Raw genomic sequence first — 17,654 nt, 5'->3', positions numbered from 1 at the left:
TCCACTTGGCGCGGCATCCGCATCATGGACGACCATAGGGGTGCGGAATGCAAGAAAGACCGCTGTGAGAGGAGGCGTCCATGGGATCGGTACGCAAGGCAAGTGCCTGGCTTGGCCTCGTCGACGACAACGAAGACGAGCGTTACTACGACGACGACTACTCCGACGGGACCGAGCCCGGGGAGGCCTGGGTCACCGATCCGCGCGTCAAGGTGGCCTCGGACGTCGCCGAGGAGAAGGGCCGCCGCATCGGCACGGTGACCCCGGACAGCTTCCGGGACGCGCGCGCCATCGGCGAGCTGTTCCGTGAGGGCGTGCCGGTCATCATGAACCTCACGGCGATGGAGGCCACCGACGCCAAGCGCGTGGTCGACTTCGCGGCCGGACTGATCTTCGGCCTGCGCGGTTCGATCGAGAGAGTGTCGACCCGCGTGTTCCTGCTGACCCCCGCCCACACGGAGATCGTGAACGGCGACCCGGCCGGGCACCGCACGGACGGCTTCTTCAACCAGAGCTGAGGCAGGGCCGCTCACCGGCCCTGCCCCCGCGCGGGATCACCGGAAGGCGTCGAGCCCGGTGAGCGCCTTGCCCAGCACGAGCTGGTGCATCTCGACGGTGCCCTCGTAGGTGAGCACCGACTCGAGGTTGGTCGCGTGCCGCATGACCGGGTATTCGAGCGAGATCCCGTTGGCCCCGAGAATGGTGCGGGCCGTGCGGCAGATCTCGATCGCCTCCCGCACGTTGTTGAGTTTGCCGAAGCTGACCTGCTCGGGACGCAGGCGGCCGGCGTCCATCCGCCGCCCCAGGTGATGGGCGAGCAGGATCCCCTTGTGCAGTTCGACCGCCATGTCGGCGAGTTTGGCCTGAGTGAGCTGGAAGCCGCCGATGGGCCGCCCGAACTGCTCCCGCGACTTCGCGTAGTCGACCGCGGCCTCGAAACTGCTGCGCGCCGCTCCCATGGCTCCCCAGACGATTCCGTACCGGGCGTGCGACAGGCAGCTGAGCGGCCCGCGCAGGCCGGTCACCTCCGGCAGGACGGAGTCGGCGGGCAGCCGTACGTCATCGAGGACGAGCTCGCTGGTGACGGAGGCCCTGAGGGACCACTTGTGCTTGATCTCCGGCGCGGAGAACCCTGCGCTGCCGGTCGGCACCACGAACCCGCGGATCCCGTCCTCGGTCTGCGCCCACACGACGGCGACACCGGCCACGGACCCGTTGGTGATCCACATCTTGCGGCCGTTGAGGATCCAGTCCGATCCGTCGCGCTTGGCGTACGTCCGCATGGAGGCCGGGTCGGAGCCGTGGTCGGGCTCGGTGAGCCCGAAGCAGCCGATGACGTCACCGGCGGCCATACGGGGCAGCCACTCCTGCTTCTGCGCCTCACTGCCGAACCGGTGGATCGCGTACATGGCGAGGGAGCCCTGTACGGAGACGAGGGACCGGATCCCGGAGTCGGCGGCCTCCAGCTCGAGACAGGCCAGCCCGTACTGCACCGCGGACGCACCGGCGCACCCGTACCCGTCGAGGGACATCCCGAGGGCACCGATCCCACCGAGCTCCCGGGCGAGCTCCCGGATGGCGGGCAGCTCGCCCTTCTCGTACCACTCGGCCACATGGGGCAGCACCCGGTCCGCGGCCCAGGCCCGCACGGTGTCCCTGATCCCCAGGTCCTCCGGCTCCAGCAGGTCGTCGAGGCCGAGGGGGTCGGCGGGATCGAAGGGGGGCAGCTTGGATGAACCGGACATCTTGACACCCTCCGAGACTCTTTAACTAGCAGCGCTAGTCAGACGCTACGGCCTCGGCCCGCCCACGCACCACCCCAAGCCGCCGCTCCACCACCGCAAGCCGCCAACGGCGCGGCGTCGGGCGGCACCACCCAGTGGTGACCTCGACCCTTCACTCGAACGGTTACGGGTGGTGCGCGGGTGGGCGACTCACACCGAGACGCGCGACTCCTCCGCGTCCCTTTGCGCGGGCACCTCCACCGGCCCCGCCTCGCACTGCATCGCCCGCGGCAACCGCAGCGCGATCACCGCCCCCAGCAGCAGCAACCCGGCACTCACCAGCAACGTCACATGCAGCCCGTGCACGAACGCGTCCCGGGCGGCGTGCCGCAGAGCGGCTCCGGCAGTCCCGCCCAGCTGCGCGGCGACCTCGTACGCCTCCCCCAGCGAATGCCCCGCCGAGGAGGAGGCGGACTCCGGAACGCCCGGTACGCGCGACAGCCCCGGCGCGTACGCGGCGTTCATCACGCTGCCGAGCAGGGCGATCCCGATCCCCGCACCGAGCTGGTACGACGTCTCCCCGATCGCCGCCGCCCCACCGGCCTGCTCCGGCGGCGCCTCGCTCAGCATCGACTCGTACGCCCCGAACAGCGTCGTCTCCAGCCCGAAGCCGAGCAGCACGAACGAGGCGAGCATCAGCGCGCACTCGTCCGTCCGGCCCATCGCCGTCAGAAGCAGGACAGCGAAAGCGGTGAGGCAGAACCCGGCGCACACCATCCGCCGAGGCCCGAACCGCCGCAGCATGCGCGCCCCCGCCAGCCCGGCCGCCATCGCGGCGAAGGTCAGCGGCAGCAGCCGCAGCCCCGTCTCCAGCGGAGACAGCCCGAGCACCAGCTGGAGGTACTGCGCCGCGATCAGTTCCAGACCGACCAGCGCGAGCATCGCCAGCACGATGCACCCGACGGACGTACTGAACGCCGGCCGCGCGAACATCTTCAGATCCACCAGCGGCTGCGCCCGCCGCCGCTGCCGTCGTACGAAGCCGGCCAGCAGTGCCACGCCCAGCACCAGCGGCAGCAGGGTGAACATGCTCCACACCGGCTCCCCGCCCCCGAGCCGCTTGACGCCCAGCACCACACCGAACAGCCCGGCCGCCGCCATCAGCGCACCGACGACGTCCCAGGGGCCGGTGCCATCGCCCTTCGACTCGGGCAGCAGCAGCCGTCCGACCGGGAGACTGACCAGCATCAACGGAATGTTGACGAGGAAGACGGAGCCCCACCAGAAGTGCTCCAGGAGGAAGCCGCCGAGCAGCGGCCCCACCGCCGCGCCCACAGCGGCCACGGCGCTCCAGATGCCGATGGCGAGCGCCCGCTCGCGCCGGTCCGGGAAGACCTGCCGCAGGATCGACAAGGTCGCGGGCATGATCATCGCGCCGCCCACGCCGAGCAGCGCCCGCGCCGCGATGAGCACCTGGGCGTTGTCGGCCAGGGCCGCCATGGCGGAGGCGACGCCGAACAGCGCGTACCCGAGGAGCAGGATCCGTCTGCGGCCGACGCGGTCGCCCAGCGTGCCGAACAGGATCAGCAGCGAGGCGCAGACCAGCGGGTAGACGTCGACGATCCAGAGCAGCTCGATCCCGCCGGGCCTCAGGTCCTCCGTGACGGCGGGGACCGCCACGTGCAGCACGGTGGCGTCGACGGCGACCAGCAGCAGGCTGACGCAGAGGACGACGAGAACCACCCAGCGGTTGGCACCGGCCCCGGCCGCCCGACGGCGCAGCGCGGCGCCGGCCGTGGTCGTCCCGGACATGCACGTACCTCCCAGATGTCTCGCGATCGGCGGGCTCACGGGGTGTGGGGACGCCCCCGCGACTCGGCCGGAGAGAAGCGGTGGTCTCCGGCCCGCGCAAACGAAAAGCGAGTGACACGTCAGAGTACGCGAGTCCGTGACGGAGCCTAGTGGCAGACCTCTCACCCGTCCGGCGGAACGATGTGGTGTACGCCACTTCCTCCCCCCTCGACCACGCCCCGGCCGGCCGGGCGGTTCCGGCGCCGGTCGATAATCGGGCCCGTGACCGATCTTGAGACGCGCGCGGCTCCGTCCCGCGCCGGGGCGCTGCGCCGGGCCGCCCCGGCGCTCCTCGGGTACGCGACCGTCCGCGTCCTGGGCCTCATCGCCCTGGCCCTGTGGAGCGCGGCACGGGACAAGAGCGCGTACACGCTGCTGACGGCTCGCTGGGACGCGCTCTGGTACACCAGGGTCGCCGAACTCGGCTACGGCTACGAGGTGCGCCTGCCGAACGGGGACGTGCACTCGAACCTCGCGTTCTTCCCGCTCCTGCCCTGGCTGGAGCGGCTGCTGGCGGCGGTGTCCCCGCTGTCGTACGCGGACGGCGGTTTCGTCGTCAGCCTGTGTGCCTCGATCGCCGCGGCCTGGGGGATCTTCGCGGTCGCTGACCATGTGTACGGCCACCGGGCCGGGGTGTGCGCGGTGCTGCTGTGGGCCGTGCTCCCGGTCGGGATCGTGCAGTCGATGGCGTACAGCGAGTCCCTGTTCACGGCGCTCGCCGCGTGGGCGCTGTACGCGGTGCTCACCGGCCGCTGGGTGGCCGCGGGCTCCCTGGCCCTGCTGGCGGGTCTGACCCGCCCGGTGGGGATGGCGGTGGCCGCGGCGGTGTGGGTGGCGGCCATCGACTCCTTCGCACGGGACCGGCGCGCGGGCAGCACGCCCGGCCCGGGCCCCGGCGCCCGCCGCGTCCTCGGCATGCTGCTGGCACCCCTCGGCACCGCCGGATACGTCCTGTGGGTCGGTCACCGCACCGGCGAGGGTCCACTCGGCTATCTCGACGTACAGGCCGGATGGCGCAACGGGTTCGACGGGGGCTACGCGTTCGCCCGGTTCGTCGGCGAAAAGTTCACGTCGATCTCGTCGGTTCCGGCCGGCGTGGGGCTGATCCTCGGGGTCGCGTCAGTCGTATGGCTGTATGGGGTCGGAGTACGTCAGCGCCAGCCGCTTCCGCTGCTGGTCTACACCGGCGTCGTGACCGCGCTCGCGCTCTGCGCGTCGAGCTACTTCGGCTCGAAACCGCGCCTGCTGCTGCCCGCCTTCCCGCTGCTGCTGCCTCTCGCCCTGGCTCTGGCCCGGCTGCGTTCACGCAGGTCAGCACTGGTGCTCGGCTCCGTGGCCGTCCTCTCGGCGGGGTACGGGGCGTTCTGGCTGAACGGCTCCGGTCCGCCCTGACCCGCTGTGAGCGCCGGGGGAATTCCGCGCCATGCCCGGGTGAACGAATTCAAAAGCACACCAAAACCCGCATCCGGAATGATCAAAGGAATTGAAGGCCGCAGCGCCCGGCGATTACAGATTCGCTGGAAATAAACCTCCCCCTGAGAGGAATCCCACATCACATCGTCATCACAAAGCCGTTGATTCGACAGGGAACTGAGCTCACTCGCTGTAACGTCGATTGGGTGCGTAACGAACCGAAGCTCACCCGTCTGGACCGGGTGTTCGCCCGGCTGGATCGTGAGCCGGAACGACCGGCCCTCATCGATGAGCCGAAGATGAGCAGGCACCGCATCGTGCTGTTGGCGGCGACCCTGGCCTTCTACGGCGCGATCGTGTGGGCCGTGGTGATCACGTCCTGGCTTGTCCGGCTCGACTGGCAGGTCATGTTCTTCCGGCCGTACCAGCAGTGGTCGGAGATCCACTGGTTCGTCGACTACTACGTGGTCCTCGGCCAGCGCGGCCCGACCGCCGTGATGGTCGCGGCCTGGCTGGGCTGGCGCTCCTGGCGGCAGCACACCCTGCGCCCCCTGCTCGCCCTCGGCGTCTCGCTGCTGCTGCTGAACGTCACGGTCGGCGCCGCCAAGTACGGCATGGGCCGCCTGGGGCCGCACTACGCGACCGTGATCGGCTCGAACGAGATGTGGCGCGGCGGCGATATATTTCCGAGCGGTCACACCGCCAACGCCGTGGTGACCTGGGGAATCCTGGCCTATATGGCCTCGACTCCGAGAGCGCGCCGCTGGCTGTCCGCCGTCTCCGCCGTGACCTCGCTCGGCGTCGGGATGGCCACCGTCTACCTCGGTACGCACTGGCTGAGCGATGTGCTCCTGGGCTGGGCCGCGGGCCTGCTGATCCTGCTCGCCCTGCCGTGGTTCGAGCCGTTGATCGCCCGCTCCGAGGCCGTGATCTTCGACCTGCGCGAGCGCCGGCGGGCCCGCCGGGGCCGTACGGCGCCGGCTCCCGCCCCGGTCAGCGCGCCGCCCGTGGTGGTCACGCCACTGCCGACCGACCTGGACGACGTCACGGCCCGCTCGCCCCGGGCCCCGGCCTACCTTGCGCCGGGCCCGCACACAGCCCGCTCGGAGCGCACGCCGACCACCCCGGTCGGCAGCCGCCGCCCGCCGCACTCGGAGCGGCACCCGCGTGGCTCGTCCTCCACGACGCGCCCCCTGACGGGCGGCTGACCACACCGGACGGCGAGGGCCGGGGTGCGCGCTCCCCGGCACGGCGACGGCCCCGGTCCCACTCGGAACCGGGGCCGTCGCCCGCTCTCAGCCCTTCCAGGCCCGCGCCACCCGGCCGCCCTTCACCTCGAAGTTCAGCCGGCCCACGCGGTACTCCATGGTGATGATCGCCCCCGGCGGCAGTGAGCGCACCGTCGACCAGCCGCGCTCACGCGCGAGGTGTTCGGCCCGGCCGGCCTCCAGGCCGACATAGCTGTCCGGAGTGTCGTCGGGTTCCGCGGAAGGTGTCGGTGCCATGCCGCCACGCTACTCCCCTCTGTTCCTTCCCTGTCCCCCTCCTGTCACGCTTCTGTCACAAGATCGCGACCGGAGTTTCGGGCGCTGTCCGTCACACGGACGAGCGGTTCCGTAGGCCTTCCGCAGTCATTCCATCGGGAATTCAGCGTGTCCTGTGACCCCATGGGAAAAGCCCGGCGGAAAGTTCCGGAAGAAGCGCCTCCGGGCCCGTTCCATTCCGGCGCCGGTCCGGGTCCGCGCAGCCGACGCCGCACGGGAAATGCATGGCTTCGGCGTGAAGAGGCCGGTACGCGCCCTGTCGGAGCGAGCTGTGCCGCGCGCATCATGGCGTGGGCTCGCGGGGACGGTGGCGCGGGCTTCGGCGGACCCGGTACGCGATGAGCGAAGGGGCGAGCGAGCGATGGGGACGCAGACCGTACAGGCGACGGTGCGGCCCGTGCCGAGGAAGCAGCACGGGCGGGTGGTGGTCGACTGGCTCACCACGACGGACCACAAGAAGATCGGTCACCTCTACCTGATCACGTCGTTCGTGTTCTTCCTGGTAGGCGGTGCGATGGCGCTGCTGATGCGGGCCGAGCTGGCCCGGCCCGGGCTGCAGATCATCGACAACGAGCAGTTCAACCAGGCGTTCACGCTGCACGGCACGATCATGCTGCTGCTGTTCGCGACGCCGACCTTCGCGGGCTTCGCGAACGAGTTGATGCCGTTGCAGATCGGCGCCCCCGACGTCGCCTTCCCACGGCTGAACATGCTCTCGTACTGGCTGTTCCTGTTCGGCGGGGTGATCGTGCTGGGCTCACTGCTGGTGCCCTCGGGGCCGGCGGACTTCGGCTGGACCGCCTACGCCCCGCTCAACAGCGCGGAGCGCACGCCGGGGATCGGGGCCGATCTGTGGATCATGGGACTGGCGCTGTCCGGCTTCGGCACGATCCTGGGCGCGGTCAACTTCATCACCACCATCATCGGGATGCGTGCCCCCGGCATGACGATGTTCCGGATGCCGATCTTCGTCTGGAACACGCTGTTCACGTCGATCATGATCCTCATGGCGTTCCCGGTGCTGGCGGCGGCGCTGCTGGTGCTGGAGGCGGACCGGCGGTTCGGCTCGCAGGTCTTCGACGCGGCCAACGGTGGGGCGATCCTCTGGCAGCACCTGTTCTGGTTCTTCGGGCATCCCGAGGTGTACATCATCGCGCTGCCGTTCTTCGGGATCATCACGGAGATCATCCCGGTCTTCAGCCGCAAGCCGATGTTCGGCTATCTGACGCTGGTCGGGGCGACGATGGCGATCACCGGCCTGTCGATGATCGTGTGGGCGCACCACATGTTCGCCACGAGCGCGGTGCTGCTGCCGTTCTTCTCCCTCATGAGCTTCCTGATCGCGGTGCCGACGGGGGTGAAGTTCTTCAACTGGACCGGCACCATGCTCAAGGGCTCGCTGTCCTTCGAGACGCCCATGCTGTGGGCGACGGGCTTCCTGGTGACGTTCCTGTTCGGCGGGCTGACCGGGGTGATCCTGGCGTCGCCGCCGATGGACTTCCATGTGACGGACACGTACTTCGTGGTCGCGCACTTCCACTACGTCGTCTTCGGCACGGTCGTCTTCGCGATCTTCGCGGGCTTCTACTTCTGGTGGCCCAAGTTCACCGGGAAGATGCTCGACGAACGGCTCGGCAAGATCCAGTTCTGGACGCTGTTCACCGGCTTCCACACCACGTTCCTGGTGCAGCACTGGCTGGGCGCCGAGGGCATGCCCCGCCGGTACGCGGACTATCTCGCCGCGGACGGCTTCACCGCGCTCAACACCGTCTCGACGATCGGCGCGTTCCTGCTCGGCATGTCGACGCTGCCGTTCCTCTACAACGTGTGGAAGACCGCCAGATACGGCCGGAAGGTGGAGGTCGACGACCCCTGGGGCTTCGGGCGTTCGCTGGAGTGGGCGACCTCGTGCCCGCCGCCCCGGCACAACTTCACGACGCTGCCCCGGATCCGGTCGGAGTCGCCGGCGTTCGACCTGCACCATCCGCAGTACGCGGCGGTGACTGCCCAGCCCGAGCCAAAGCCCCATCAAGCCGGTCGCGAGTCCTCCTGACCGCGTCGATCAACTCCACCGGTTCCAGCACCTCGAAATCGAAGCCGAGCATCACGATGTGGATCACCATCACGTCGAGGCTTCCGGCGCCGCAGCGCAGCAGGCAGCTGTCCGGGCCCTCGGCCTCCAGCATCCCGGCGGTGGGCGAGATGTGGGCGGCTGCCTCCTCCAGGGGCGCCAGGATCCGTACGACGGCGTGGGTGGCGTACACGCGGGTGGAGACGCCCTGGGAGACGTAGGCGGCCAGGTCCTCGGCGGGAGGCTCGCGCGGAACGAAGCGCGGGCCGTGCGGTGGCTTGGGCGTGATCCGGTCGACGCGGAAGGTGCGCCAGTCCTCCCGGTCGAGGTCCCAGGCGACCAGGTACCAGCGGCGCTCGGTGCACACCAGGCGGTGCGGTTCGACGCTGCGGCGGCTGACGGTGCCGTCGTGGCCGCGGTACTCGAAGCGCAGCCGCTCGGCGTCCCGGCAGAGGTGGGCGAGTTCGGTCAGCACGCCCGGGTCGACGGCGTCGGGCACGGGCCCGCGCAGCATCGGCACCGTGAAGGCGTTGAGGGCGCCCACACGGCGACGCAGCCGGCCGGGCAGGACCTGTTCCAGTTTGGCGAGGGCCCGGACGGAGGTCTCACCGATGCCCTCGATGCCCTGGCCGGCGGCCGTACGCAGTCCGATCGCCACGGCCACGGCCTCGTCGTCGTCCAGGAGCAGCGGCGGCAGCTCGGCGCCCGCGCCCAGCTGGTAGCCACCGCCCGTGCCCGGGCTGGCGTTGACCGGGTAGCCGAGTCCGCGGAGCCGGTCGACGTCCCGGCGCAGGGTGCGGGCGCTGACGCCGAGCCGCTCGGCCAGGTCGGCGCCGGACCACTCGCGGTGGGCCTGGAGCAGGGACAGCAGACGCAGCAGGCGTGCCGAGGTCTCCAACATGGGGCGAGTCTGCCAGCCCTTGCGGACAGCCACTGTCCTCAAGGCTCGTACGCCAACTGGGGGACCTCGAAGCAGGTGCGGTTCATGTCCCCCTGTGCGACCCAGCCCTCGCCGTCCCGCCAGCGGGCCACCGACAGGCAGGTCCGGCTGGTTTCCGGCGGTTCGGGGAGCCGCTCGAACCTGACGGGCAGGAGCAGTCCTCCGGCGGTGTATCCCTCGCTGCGGTTCATGTAGGCGTCGACGCACGCGCGCGTGATGCCCGTCCTGGCGCAGGACTTCGCGGCGTCCGTGAACCACCGTGCGGCCGCCCACCCCTCCAGCTGCCACTGGGAGTGCGTCCTCAGGTCCTTCGTCGCCTCGCGGAACTCCCGTACGGCCGCATCGCCCGTGTCGTCGTAGTTGCGGCTGGAGCCGGTCGCCCAGAGGGCGTTGCGGCAGCGCGGGGCGTCCTTGTAGGCCTCCGGGACGGTGGACGTCCAGTTCTGCACGTTGGTCACCTTGGCGGTGAGGTCGGCGCCGACCTCGTCCATGGCCTGGCAGAGCCGGGCGTTGCCGTGCCCGTCGATGGCGTCGAACACGAGGTCGGCGCCCTGCTCCTTCAGATCGGCCGCGACGGCGCGGAAGTTGGGCAGGGCGAAGTCGACCTGCTCGGTGACGACTTCGTATCCCTCGGCGCGCAGGCCCCGCTCGACGAGCCGGGCGTAGGCGGCGGATGCGGACTGGTTGTAGGAGACGACGGCGGCGGTGCGGGCGCCGTGCTCGCGTTTGAAGTAGCGGTAGACCTCGGTGCCGCCGTACAGCTTGCCGTCCCAGCCGGTCGTGCCGTCGCGGGGCGCGAGGCTGCCGTAGATGCCGTAGAGGTGCGGGTAGGTGTCGTAGGCGCTGCCGAGGGGCTGGCCGCCGATGTCGGGCACGCGTGCGCGGGAGACGCGGGAGGCGCCGGCGTAGTCCAGAGCGGTGGTGGCGACCAGGGCGACGACCTTGTCCTCCTCGACGAGCCGGTGCACGCACTCGTTGTTGCCGACGCCGCTGCCGCCGTCGTCGCAGGTGCGTACCTCGACGCGGCGTCCGTCGATGCCGCCGCGTGCGTTGAGCCGGTCGAACCAGGCCCTGGCGCCGTCGCGCGGGCCGGTGAACGCGCTGCCGCCGACCGGGCTGGTGGCGCTCGCGATGATGCCGACCCGCAGGGGCGCCGAGTCGCGGGGCGGTGGTGTACGGCCGTCGTGTTCGAAGTCGCTCTCCGGGATGCGGCTGCCGCAGGCGGCGCTCAAGGCGAGCAGCAGCACCGCGGTGAGGATCTCAGCAGCCCGGGACCGGCGTCCCATTGCCGCTCATCTGCACCAACGAGCACAGTGTCTTGACAGACACCTTCCAGGTGCCCTCCTGCTCGACGGCCGTTCCGGAGGCGTCCGGCAGGGCGGTGGCGCCCTTCAGGGTGAGCGTGTACGTGACGTCCGCCTCGGTCGCCGAGGTGAACCGGACCTTGGTGACCTGCGCCTCGACCTGGCCGCCGCGGGCGTCACCGCTGAAGGCCCGCAGGACGGGTCCCATCCGGTCGCCGTTCTCCAGGACGGCCTGCTTGTCCTCGGTCGAGGTCTGCGGGTCGAAGAACTTCTGCCAGTTCTGCTTGATCTCCGCCTCGGCCGCGGCCCGGTCCGCGGGCGCGCTTGCCGGGGCGCTCGTGGTCCGCTCCGCGGTGGTGGTGGAAGGCGTGCTCTCGCTGCCGCCGCCGCTGTCGTCGGTGCAGGCCGCGAGGGCCGGTGCGAGGGCCAGCACCAGGGCGGCCATGATCGCCGTGCCCCGTCCCGCGGCTCGTGGTCCCGCCTTCGCGTTCCCCCGCCTGAGGTCGCTGCCGAGAACCATCTGGCTCACCACCGGGTGTCGGTCCGGGCCATGTGCGCCCGGTGCTTTCAGGGTCAGCTTCCAAGGGGCATAGTGCAAGCGAGCGGCGGACTTGAACAGGCAGCCAGGCGCGTGCCCGGACAACCGACGTGTGGGAGGCAGCGATGCGGACAAGCCGACTGCGGACCGTGCATCCCGTCCTCTGGGCCGGCTGGGCCGCGCTGGCCGCCGGCGCGGTGCTGTGCGTCGTCGGCTGGTACGGCGTCTCCGGGGAGCGCTTCGCCGAACGGCAGCTGCCCTACCTCGCCTCCTGCACGATCCCCGGCGCCGCGTTGATCATCTCCGGGGCGGTGCTGCTGGCCCACGGGCGGAGCTCGGTCGCCGCCGCACGCGTGGAGGAGCTGTACGGCCTCCTCGTGGCGGCCGAAACCGCCGAGGCGGACGCGAGCGGGCAGGCTGCGCTCGCGCCCCTCGCGGTCAGCGGCGAGCTGCTGATGGTGCCGGGCGGCACGCTGTGGCACCGGGCGGACTGCCCGCTGGTCGCGGGCAAGACGGAGGCGGTCCCGGTGGACTCCGGACTGGTGGCGGACGGGAAGCTGGCACCCTGTCCGATCTGCGAGCCCGCCGAAGAGACCGACTGAGCCCGGCCGATGTCCTCGCTCACGTACGACCTCACCCTGGCCGGCCTGTCGGTCGGCAGCGCGGCGGCCCTGACCGGCATCGGCCTGATCGTCACGTACCGCGCGACCGGCGTGCTGAACTTCGCGCACGGCGCGATCGCGATGGTGTGCGCGTACGCCCTGCGGCAGTGCGTGGTCGAGTGGGGCTGGCCGCTGTGGCCGGCGGCCGCGGTGACGCTGCTGGTGCTGGCGCCGGGGCTGGGTGTCGCCCTGGAACGGTTCGTGTTCCGGCCGCTCGCCGTCCTCGGCGGCGACCCCGCGCAGACGCTGGTCGCGTCCATCGGTGTGTTCGTGCTGCTGGTGGGCGGCGCGGCACTGCTGTGGGGGCAGGGGGCCCGGGACGACGCGCCGGAGCTGGTGCCGGACGAGCCGTGGGGGCAGCTGGCGGTGGTGCTGGTGCTGGCCGCCGGGGTCGCGGCGATCGTCCGCTGGACCCGGTTCGGGCGGGAGCTGCGGGCCGTGGTCGACGACCGGCAGCTCGCGGTGCTGGGCGGCATCGACGCGGACCGGGTCGCGGCGGCGGGCTGGGCGTTCGGCTCGTTCACAGCGGGCCTGACGGGGGTGCTGCTGGCCCCGTATGTGCGTCTCGACCCGTACGGGCTGCCGTTGCTCGTGATGGAGGTCGTGGCGGTCGCGGTGGCCGCGCGGATGCGGAGCCTGCCGGTCGCGGTGGCGGTGGCACTGGTCATCGGGGTGGCGCAGAGTCAGCTGACGCGGCTGCACCCGTCCGGGTGGGGCGAGCCGCTGCTCCGGGCGGTCGGCACGAACCTGTTCGTCGTCGCGCTGCTGGTCGCGGCCCTGGTGCTGCCGGGCGTGGGTGCCCGGGACGCGCTGCCGCGCACCGCCACCACCCGGGCACCGGCACCGCCGGGCGTGTGGATCGTGGCGGGCGTGCTGCTCCTGCTCCCGCTGGGCCTGGCCGGCCGGGATCTGCACACCTCGGTCCAGGTGCCGGCGCTGGCGGTGATCCTGCTGTCCCTGGTGGTGGTCACCGGCCGCGGCGGCCAGATCTCGCTGGGGCAGGCGGCGTACGCGGGCCTGGGCGCCCTGTTCACCGCGCTGCTGGCGGCAGGGCGCTTCCCGGGCCTGCCGGTCATGCCGGAGCTGGCGGCCCTCGCCGTTTCGGTCGTGCTGGTGGCACCGCTCGGGCTGCTCACCGGCTGGCCGGCGATCGGCCGCCGGGGCCTGGCGCTGGCGTTGGCGACGTTCGCCGTCGGCGTGGGGGTGAGCCGCTTCGTCTTCGCCCAGCCCTACGCCACGGCCGGACTGTCGCTGGGCCGCCCGGCCGGGTTCGACGGGGACCGCGCCTACTACCTCCTGGAGTTGTTCCTGCTGGCCGTCGCTCTGCTGGCGGTACACGGGATGCGCCGGGGCCGGACGGGCCGGGCTCTCGCGGCCATGCGCGATCACGAGGCGGGGGCGCAGGCGGCGGGCGTGCGGGTGCCGTCGCTCAAGCTGCTCGCCTTCGTGGCGGGCGCCGCGCTCGCCGCGCTGGGCGGCGGCATGCTCGGCATGGGGCTGCGCGCCTTCGACGCCGCCGCGTACGACCCGGTGCGCGGTCTGCTGTGGTTCGCCGCGGTCGTGGTGCTGGGCGCCGACAGCACCCTCGGCGCGCTGGCCGCCGCGGCGCTGCTGGTCGGCCTGGACGCGGGTACGCGCGGCGGAGTGGCGGCGGCCCTGATCGGTGTCCTGGCGGTCCTGGTGGGGCGCTTCCCCGGTGGCCCGTACGAGGCCCTGCGCACCGCGACGGAACGCATGCGCCCGCGCCGCGCACCGGCCCTGACTGCGGCGGGCGACCGAGCCCGCGGGCTGCTGCGCCCGGCGCGGCCCCGGACGCCCCGGGCAGCGCCGGTGCCCATGGGGGCGACGCCGATCCGCCTGGCGCTGGAGGACAAGGGGACGGCGGCGGTGGGACGCCCCGCCGGAGACCGCGAACGCGGCAGGGCGGCAGAGGGGCGGGCGGCTCCCGAAGCCACGGACCAGCAGCCGCCAGGGGCACCGGAGCGCGGGTTCCCGGGCCGGCCGGGCGCTTCCGGGAACGGCCCGGGGCCTGCGGGCCGCTCCCGCTCGCCTGACACGCCGCGCCCCGGCAGCACGCCGGCATCGGGTGAGGCGACCAGCGAGCCCCGCGCGGACCAGCGGCGAGCGGCAGCGCCCCCGCGGACCCCCTCACCGTCCACCGGTCGGGCCACGCCCCCCTCCCCCGTCCTCACCGCCCGACGGCTCCACGTCCGCTACGGCGGCTTCACCGCCCTCGACGGCGTCGACCTGGACCTCGCCCCTGGGCAGATCACCGCGGTGGTGGGACCCAACGGGGCCGGGAAGAGCACCCTGTTCCACTGTCTGGCGGGGACTCTGCGGCCCGCGCGTGGCACCGTCGGGCTGGACGGACGGGACATCACCGCACTGCCCGCGCACGCCCGCACCCGGCTCGGTGTCGCGCGGACCTTCCAGCAGCTGGCCGTCTTCCCGTCGCTGACCGTGGCGGAGAACGTCCGGGTGGGTGCCGAGCAGGGCCGGGTGACCGACTCCGGGGCGGTGGAGCGGACGCTGAGGCTGCTCGGCCTGGACGGGCCGGTGCGGGCGGTACCCGCCGCGGGGCTGCCCACGGGGACGCTGCGCCGCGTCGAACTGGCCAGGGTCCTCGCGGGCACCCCGCGTGTGCTGCTGCTGGACGAGCCCGCCGCCGGCCTGGACACCGCCGAAGTGGCCGCCCTGGCCAGGGTCCTGAAGGCCCTGGCGGCCGACGGTACGGCCCTGCTCGTCGTCGAGCACGACCTGGACCTGGTAGCCGGCCTCGCCGACATCGTGCATGTGATGACCGCGGGGCGGATCGTCGCCTCCGGTCCGCCCGGGCGGGTCCTGGACGCCCTGGGAACGGGGGCCGGCCCATGACGACCGTCTCCTTGCGCCACGCCCACGTGCGCTACGGCCCCCTTGAGGCCCTGCACGGCATCACCCTCGTCGCGCCCGGTCCGGGCCTCACCGTCCTGCTGGGCCGCAACGGCTCCGGTCGCAGCACCGCCCTGCGCGCACTGGCGGGCACCGTGCCCCTGTCGGGCGGCGCCGTGCTGTGGGACGGCGCCGACGTGACCCGGGTGCCGGCGTACGAGCGGGCCCGGCGCGGCCTGTGCCTGGTGCCGGAGCGACAGGCCGTGTTCGGCTCCCTCACCGTGCGGGAGAACCTCGGCCTCGCCGCCCCGGACCACGTCCCGGCCCTCGACGCCTACCCGCAGCTGCGGCCCCTGCTGGAGCGGCGCGCGGGCACCCTCTCCGGCGGGGAGCAGCGCATGCTCGCCCTGTCACGTGCCCTGCTGTCACAAGCGCGCGTGGTGCTCGTCGACGAGCCCGCCCAGGGCATGTCACCCCCGGTCGCGGCGCGCACCTACGAGCTGCTGAGCTCGCTCGGCGCATGCGTGGTGGCCGCCGAGCAACGGCTGCCGTCCGCCCTGCGGGACCGGCCGGTCCTGGTGTACGAACTGCGCCGCGGGGCTGTCGTGTTCGCCGGGGAGGCGAGCGAACTCGGAGACTGAACGGGGACGTCCGGGCCCCGTCCGGCCGGGCGACCGGACGGGGCCCGTGTCCCGGCGGGGGGAGCGGCTCAGAGTGCGAGGCGCAGGCCGGGCACGATCATGTCGGGATCGTCACCGATGACGGCCTTGTTGGCGGTGTGGATGCGCTGCCAGGTGGTGCCGTGCCGGGCGGCGATGCCGCTCAGCGTGTCGCCCTCGCGGACGGTGTAGTCGCCACGGGTGGAGCCGCGGTCCGCGCGGTCCGTGGCACGTTCCGGTGCCTTCGCGGGCTTCGCCGGAGCCGGCTTGGTGGAGGTGACCGGGCCGGCGGCGGGTGCGCTGCCGCTCGCCCCGGCGCGTGCCGAGCAGACGGGCCAGGCGCCCCACCCCTGGGCGCGCTGGACCTTGGTGGCGACGGCGATCTGCTGGGACCTGCTCGCCTGGTCGGCGGTGGGCGCGTAGGCCGTGCCGCCGTAGGCGCGCCAGGTGGAGCCGGCGAACTGGAGTCCGCCGTAGTAGCCGTTGCCGGTGTTGATGTGCCAGTTGCCGCCGCTCTCGCACTGGGCGATGCGGTCCCACACTCCGCTGTCAGCCGCCGCGGCGTTTCCGGTCGCGGCCAGCAGTCCGAGGGGCGCGAGCAGTGCCGCCCCGACGAGGACCGCCGTCGTACGAACCTGGTTCTTCCGAGCGTTGTCGCGAGTGGTATCGGCACATTCGGACATGTAGTTCCCTCTCGAAGCACTCGAGGTCCCCCAAGGCGGAACGCCACCCTCCACGCCATGGGGCGGGTGGGCGGCGCTCGCCCCGTCCACCGGTGTGGTGCTGGGCGCGGTTCCGGGGAACCGTGCGGCCGGCGGACGTACTCGAGCGGTGCTCGTTGCACACGGCCGAGGAATGTATGGAAGTGACGGGCCGACAGCAACCAGTGCGCTGTCAGGGCAGGCCAGTTCGCCGATACCTCTGGTAACGGCTATTTCCGGACACCCACTTCATTCGCGGATTTCCGGATTTGTCGTCCCACCACCTGAACGATCTGTGACCCACTTCACCGCCTCAACACCCTTTACAAACAAGAGAGTTGACCGTGAGTGCGCGCTTCCGCGCCGAGCGTGACCCTGCGCGGTGGTTGGTTCGATTCCGTTCGCCGTAAGGCGTGACTCCCGCCACAGATCACCCGTTGTCTTCTTCATGAGCCGGGGCCCACCCGGACCACGGGCCGGGAGCCACCCGGCCTCGCCACGCACCGCATCCCCGAGGGAGTCACCCGTGCCGCGCATGCTCGACGTCAGCGACGACGTACGCGCCGAGATCGGCGACGAAGAAGCCGACCGCCTGCTCGCCGGAGAGACCGCCCCGGGCAGCTACGACTGCACGTCCTGCCGCACCCCGGGCGACTCCGAGCAGGAGCGCACCAGCACCGTCCTGTTCATCGGGGACGAGACCGCCGTCCTCGCCTTCGCGCACGCCGGCTGCCTGCCCTCGCAGGTCGTCCAGGTCACCGAGGAGCAGCTCCAGGGTGCCGTGAAGTCCATCGCCGGTGACACCGTCGGCATGGAGCCCGACGCGACGGCGCCCGACACGACGGCGCCCGAGCAGGCGGTGCTCGGTGTGACCAGTGGGCTCGTCCTGATCGGCGGGGAGTTGCACCCGGCCCTGGTCGTGGAACCGACCGCGCCCATCGCCCGGCCCGGCACGACCGGCGCCGGCGGCGACGACTTCCTGCCCCTCCTCATCGAGCAGGGCTTCATGCCCCTGACCGAGCTGTCCGCCGTACCGCCCGTGCTGCACGGCTGGTCCGTGCTGCTCGCCGTGGGCCAGCTGCACGCGGTCCTCCAGCCGGGCCAGAACGGCGGCCGGCCGGTGGCCTGGTGGCAGGCGCACGAACCGCTCCAGGTGACCGACGGATGGCGCACTGCCGCCAACAAGCACCAGCGGGTGCTGATGTTCGCCGCCCCTGTCGGCTCGATCGGCCGTCAGCCGCGCGAGGACCTGCTGCGGGACGCCCTGGACAAGGCGGCGGCGAACGGACAGCTGGTCGCGGCGGCGCTGCCGCTGGCCGGCACCTGAGCGGAGCGTCACCCGCGCAGACCGTATCCCTGCGAAAGCCGCACCCCGG

At 72.1% G+C, this 17,654-nt stretch carries 14 protein-coding genes and 1 pseudogene; 8 read left to right on the top strand and 7 right to left on the bottom strand.

Translation table 11 applies throughout. The annotated features are described in order from the left end of the window. The first annotated feature begins 80 nt into the window (after nucleotides 1–80). Entirely contained in the window at nucleotides 81–518 is a 438-nt protein-coding gene (locus IE97_RS0131255; RefSeq protein WP_030247863.1) for a cell division protein SepF, read from the top strand. Between the two features lie 36 nt (nucleotides 519–554). On the opposite strand, the gene IE97_RS0131250 is transcribed toward IE97_RS0131255, so the two are convergent. Together IE97_RS0131250 and IE97_RS0131245 are read right to left on the bottom strand one after the other, a co-directional pair. Then, nucleotides 555–1,745 (bottom strand): acyl-CoA dehydrogenase family protein, encoded by a 1,191-nt coding sequence (locus tag IE97_RS0131250; protein ID WP_030247861.1) that lies wholly within the window; start codon nucleotides 1,743–1,745, stop codon nucleotides 555–557. A 189-nt stretch (nucleotides 1,746–1,934) separates the two neighbouring features. After that, nucleotides 1,935–3,536, bottom strand: coding sequence for an MFS transporter (locus tag IE97_RS0131245; protein ID WP_030247860.1), 1,602 nt, complete (start codon nucleotides 3,534–3,536; stop codon nucleotides 1,935–1,937). Between the two features lie 261 nt (nucleotides 3,537–3,797). Here IE97_RS0131245 and IE97_RS0131240 point away from each other — a divergent pair, with 261 nt between their 5' ends. Together IE97_RS0131240 and IE97_RS0131235 are read left to right on the top strand one after the other, a co-directional pair. After that, entirely contained in the window at nucleotides 3,798–4,967 is a 1,170-nt protein-coding gene (locus IE97_RS0131240) for a glycosyltransferase family 39 protein (RefSeq protein ID WP_030247859.1), read from the top strand. A gap of 227 nt (nucleotides 4,968–5,194) precedes the next feature. Next, on the top strand, nucleotides 5,195–6,196 hold the full coding sequence (locus tag IE97_RS0131235; RefSeq protein WP_030247857.1) for a phosphatase PAP2 family protein: 1,002 nt from the start codon (nucleotides 5,195–5,197) through the stop codon (nucleotides 6,194–6,196). A gap of 87 nt (nucleotides 6,197–6,283) precedes the next feature. Here IE97_RS0131235 and IE97_RS0131230 read toward each other — a convergent pair whose 3' ends face one another. Then, entirely contained in the window at nucleotides 6,284–6,493 is a 210-nt protein-coding gene (locus IE97_RS0131230; RefSeq protein ID WP_030247856.1) for an I78 family peptidase inhibitor, read from the bottom strand. Nucleotides 6,494–6,752: 259 nt separating this feature from the next. On the opposite strand from IE97_RS0131230, the pseudogene ctaD reads away from it, so the two are divergent. Continuing rightward, nucleotides 6,753–8,420: pseudogene (gene ctaD / locus IE97_RS0131225) on the top strand (cytochrome c oxidase subunit I); the annotation flags it as partial. A 43-nt stretch (nucleotides 8,421–8,463) separates the two neighbouring features. On the opposite strand, the gene IE97_RS40920 reads toward ctaD, so the two are convergent. From IE97_RS40920 to IE97_RS0131210, 3 genes are read right to left on the bottom strand one after another with little or no spacing between them, the layout of a single operon-like run. Then, nucleotides 8,464–9,504: a helix-turn-helix transcriptional regulator gene (locus IE97_RS40920; RefSeq protein WP_030247853.1), complete on the bottom strand. Its 1,041-nt coding sequence runs from the start codon at nucleotides 9,502–9,504 to the stop codon at nucleotides 8,464–8,466. 38 nt (nucleotides 9,505–9,542) lie between these two features. Next, nucleotides 9,543–10,829 carry an ABC transporter substrate-binding protein gene (locus IE97_RS0131215; protein WP_030247852.1) on the bottom strand — a complete coding sequence of 429 codons (1,287 nt, stop codon included), beginning with the start codon at nucleotides 10,827–10,829 and terminating at the stop codon, nucleotides 9,543–9,545. Beyond that, a complete protein-coding gene (locus tag IE97_RS0131210; RefSeq protein WP_030247851.1) occupies nucleotides 10,804–11,367 on the bottom strand; it encodes a hypothetical protein in 564 nt (187 codons plus the stop codon). Before IE97_RS0131210 ends, IE97_RS0131215 begins: the two co-directional genes overlap by 26 nt. Nucleotides 11,368–11,510: 143 nt before the next feature. Here IE97_RS0131210 and IE97_RS0131205 point away from each other — a divergent pair, with 143 nt between their 5' ends. From IE97_RS0131205 to IE97_RS0131195, 3 genes are read left to right on the top strand one after another with little or no spacing between them, the layout of a single operon-like run. After that, nucleotides 11,511–11,987, top strand: a complete 477-nt coding sequence (locus IE97_RS0131205; RefSeq protein WP_030247849.1) for a hypothetical protein — start codon at nucleotides 11,511–11,513, stop codon at nucleotides 11,985–11,987. 9 nt (nucleotides 11,988–11,996) lie between these two features. Then, nucleotides 11,997–14,921, top strand: coding sequence for a branched-chain amino acid ABC transporter permease/ATP-binding protein (locus tag IE97_RS0131200; RefSeq protein WP_030247847.1), 2,925 nt, complete (start codon nucleotides 11,997–11,999; stop codon nucleotides 14,919–14,921). Then, entirely contained in the window at nucleotides 14,918–15,559 is a 642-nt protein-coding gene (locus IE97_RS0131195; RefSeq protein WP_030247845.1) for an ABC transporter ATP-binding protein, read from the top strand. Before IE97_RS0131200 ends, IE97_RS0131195 begins: the two co-directional genes overlap by 4 nt. Nucleotides 15,560–15,627: 68 nt before the next feature. On the opposite strand, the gene IE97_RS0131190 is transcribed toward IE97_RS0131195, so the two are convergent. Further along, nucleotides 15,628–16,260, bottom strand: a complete 633-nt coding sequence (locus tag IE97_RS0131190; protein ID WP_030247843.1) for a transglycosylase family protein — start codon at nucleotides 16,258–16,260, stop codon at nucleotides 15,628–15,630. Between the two features lie 544 nt (nucleotides 16,261–16,804). Here IE97_RS0131190 and IE97_RS0131185 point away from each other — a divergent pair. Further along, a complete protein-coding gene (locus IE97_RS0131185) occupies nucleotides 16,805–17,605 on the top strand; it encodes a hypothetical protein (protein WP_030247842.1) in 801 nt (266 codons plus the stop codon). Nucleotides 17,606–17,654 lie beyond the last annotated feature (49 nt).

The organism is Streptomyces sp. NRRL S-455, from assembly GCF_000717875.1.
In the GTDB taxonomy this organism is placed as follows: domain Bacteria; phylum Actinomycetota; class Actinomycetes; order Streptomycetales; family Streptomycetaceae; genus Streptomyces.
The sequence above is the reverse complement of the archived record's forward strand: the minus strand, read 5'-3'. Positions and strand labels throughout refer to the sequence as shown.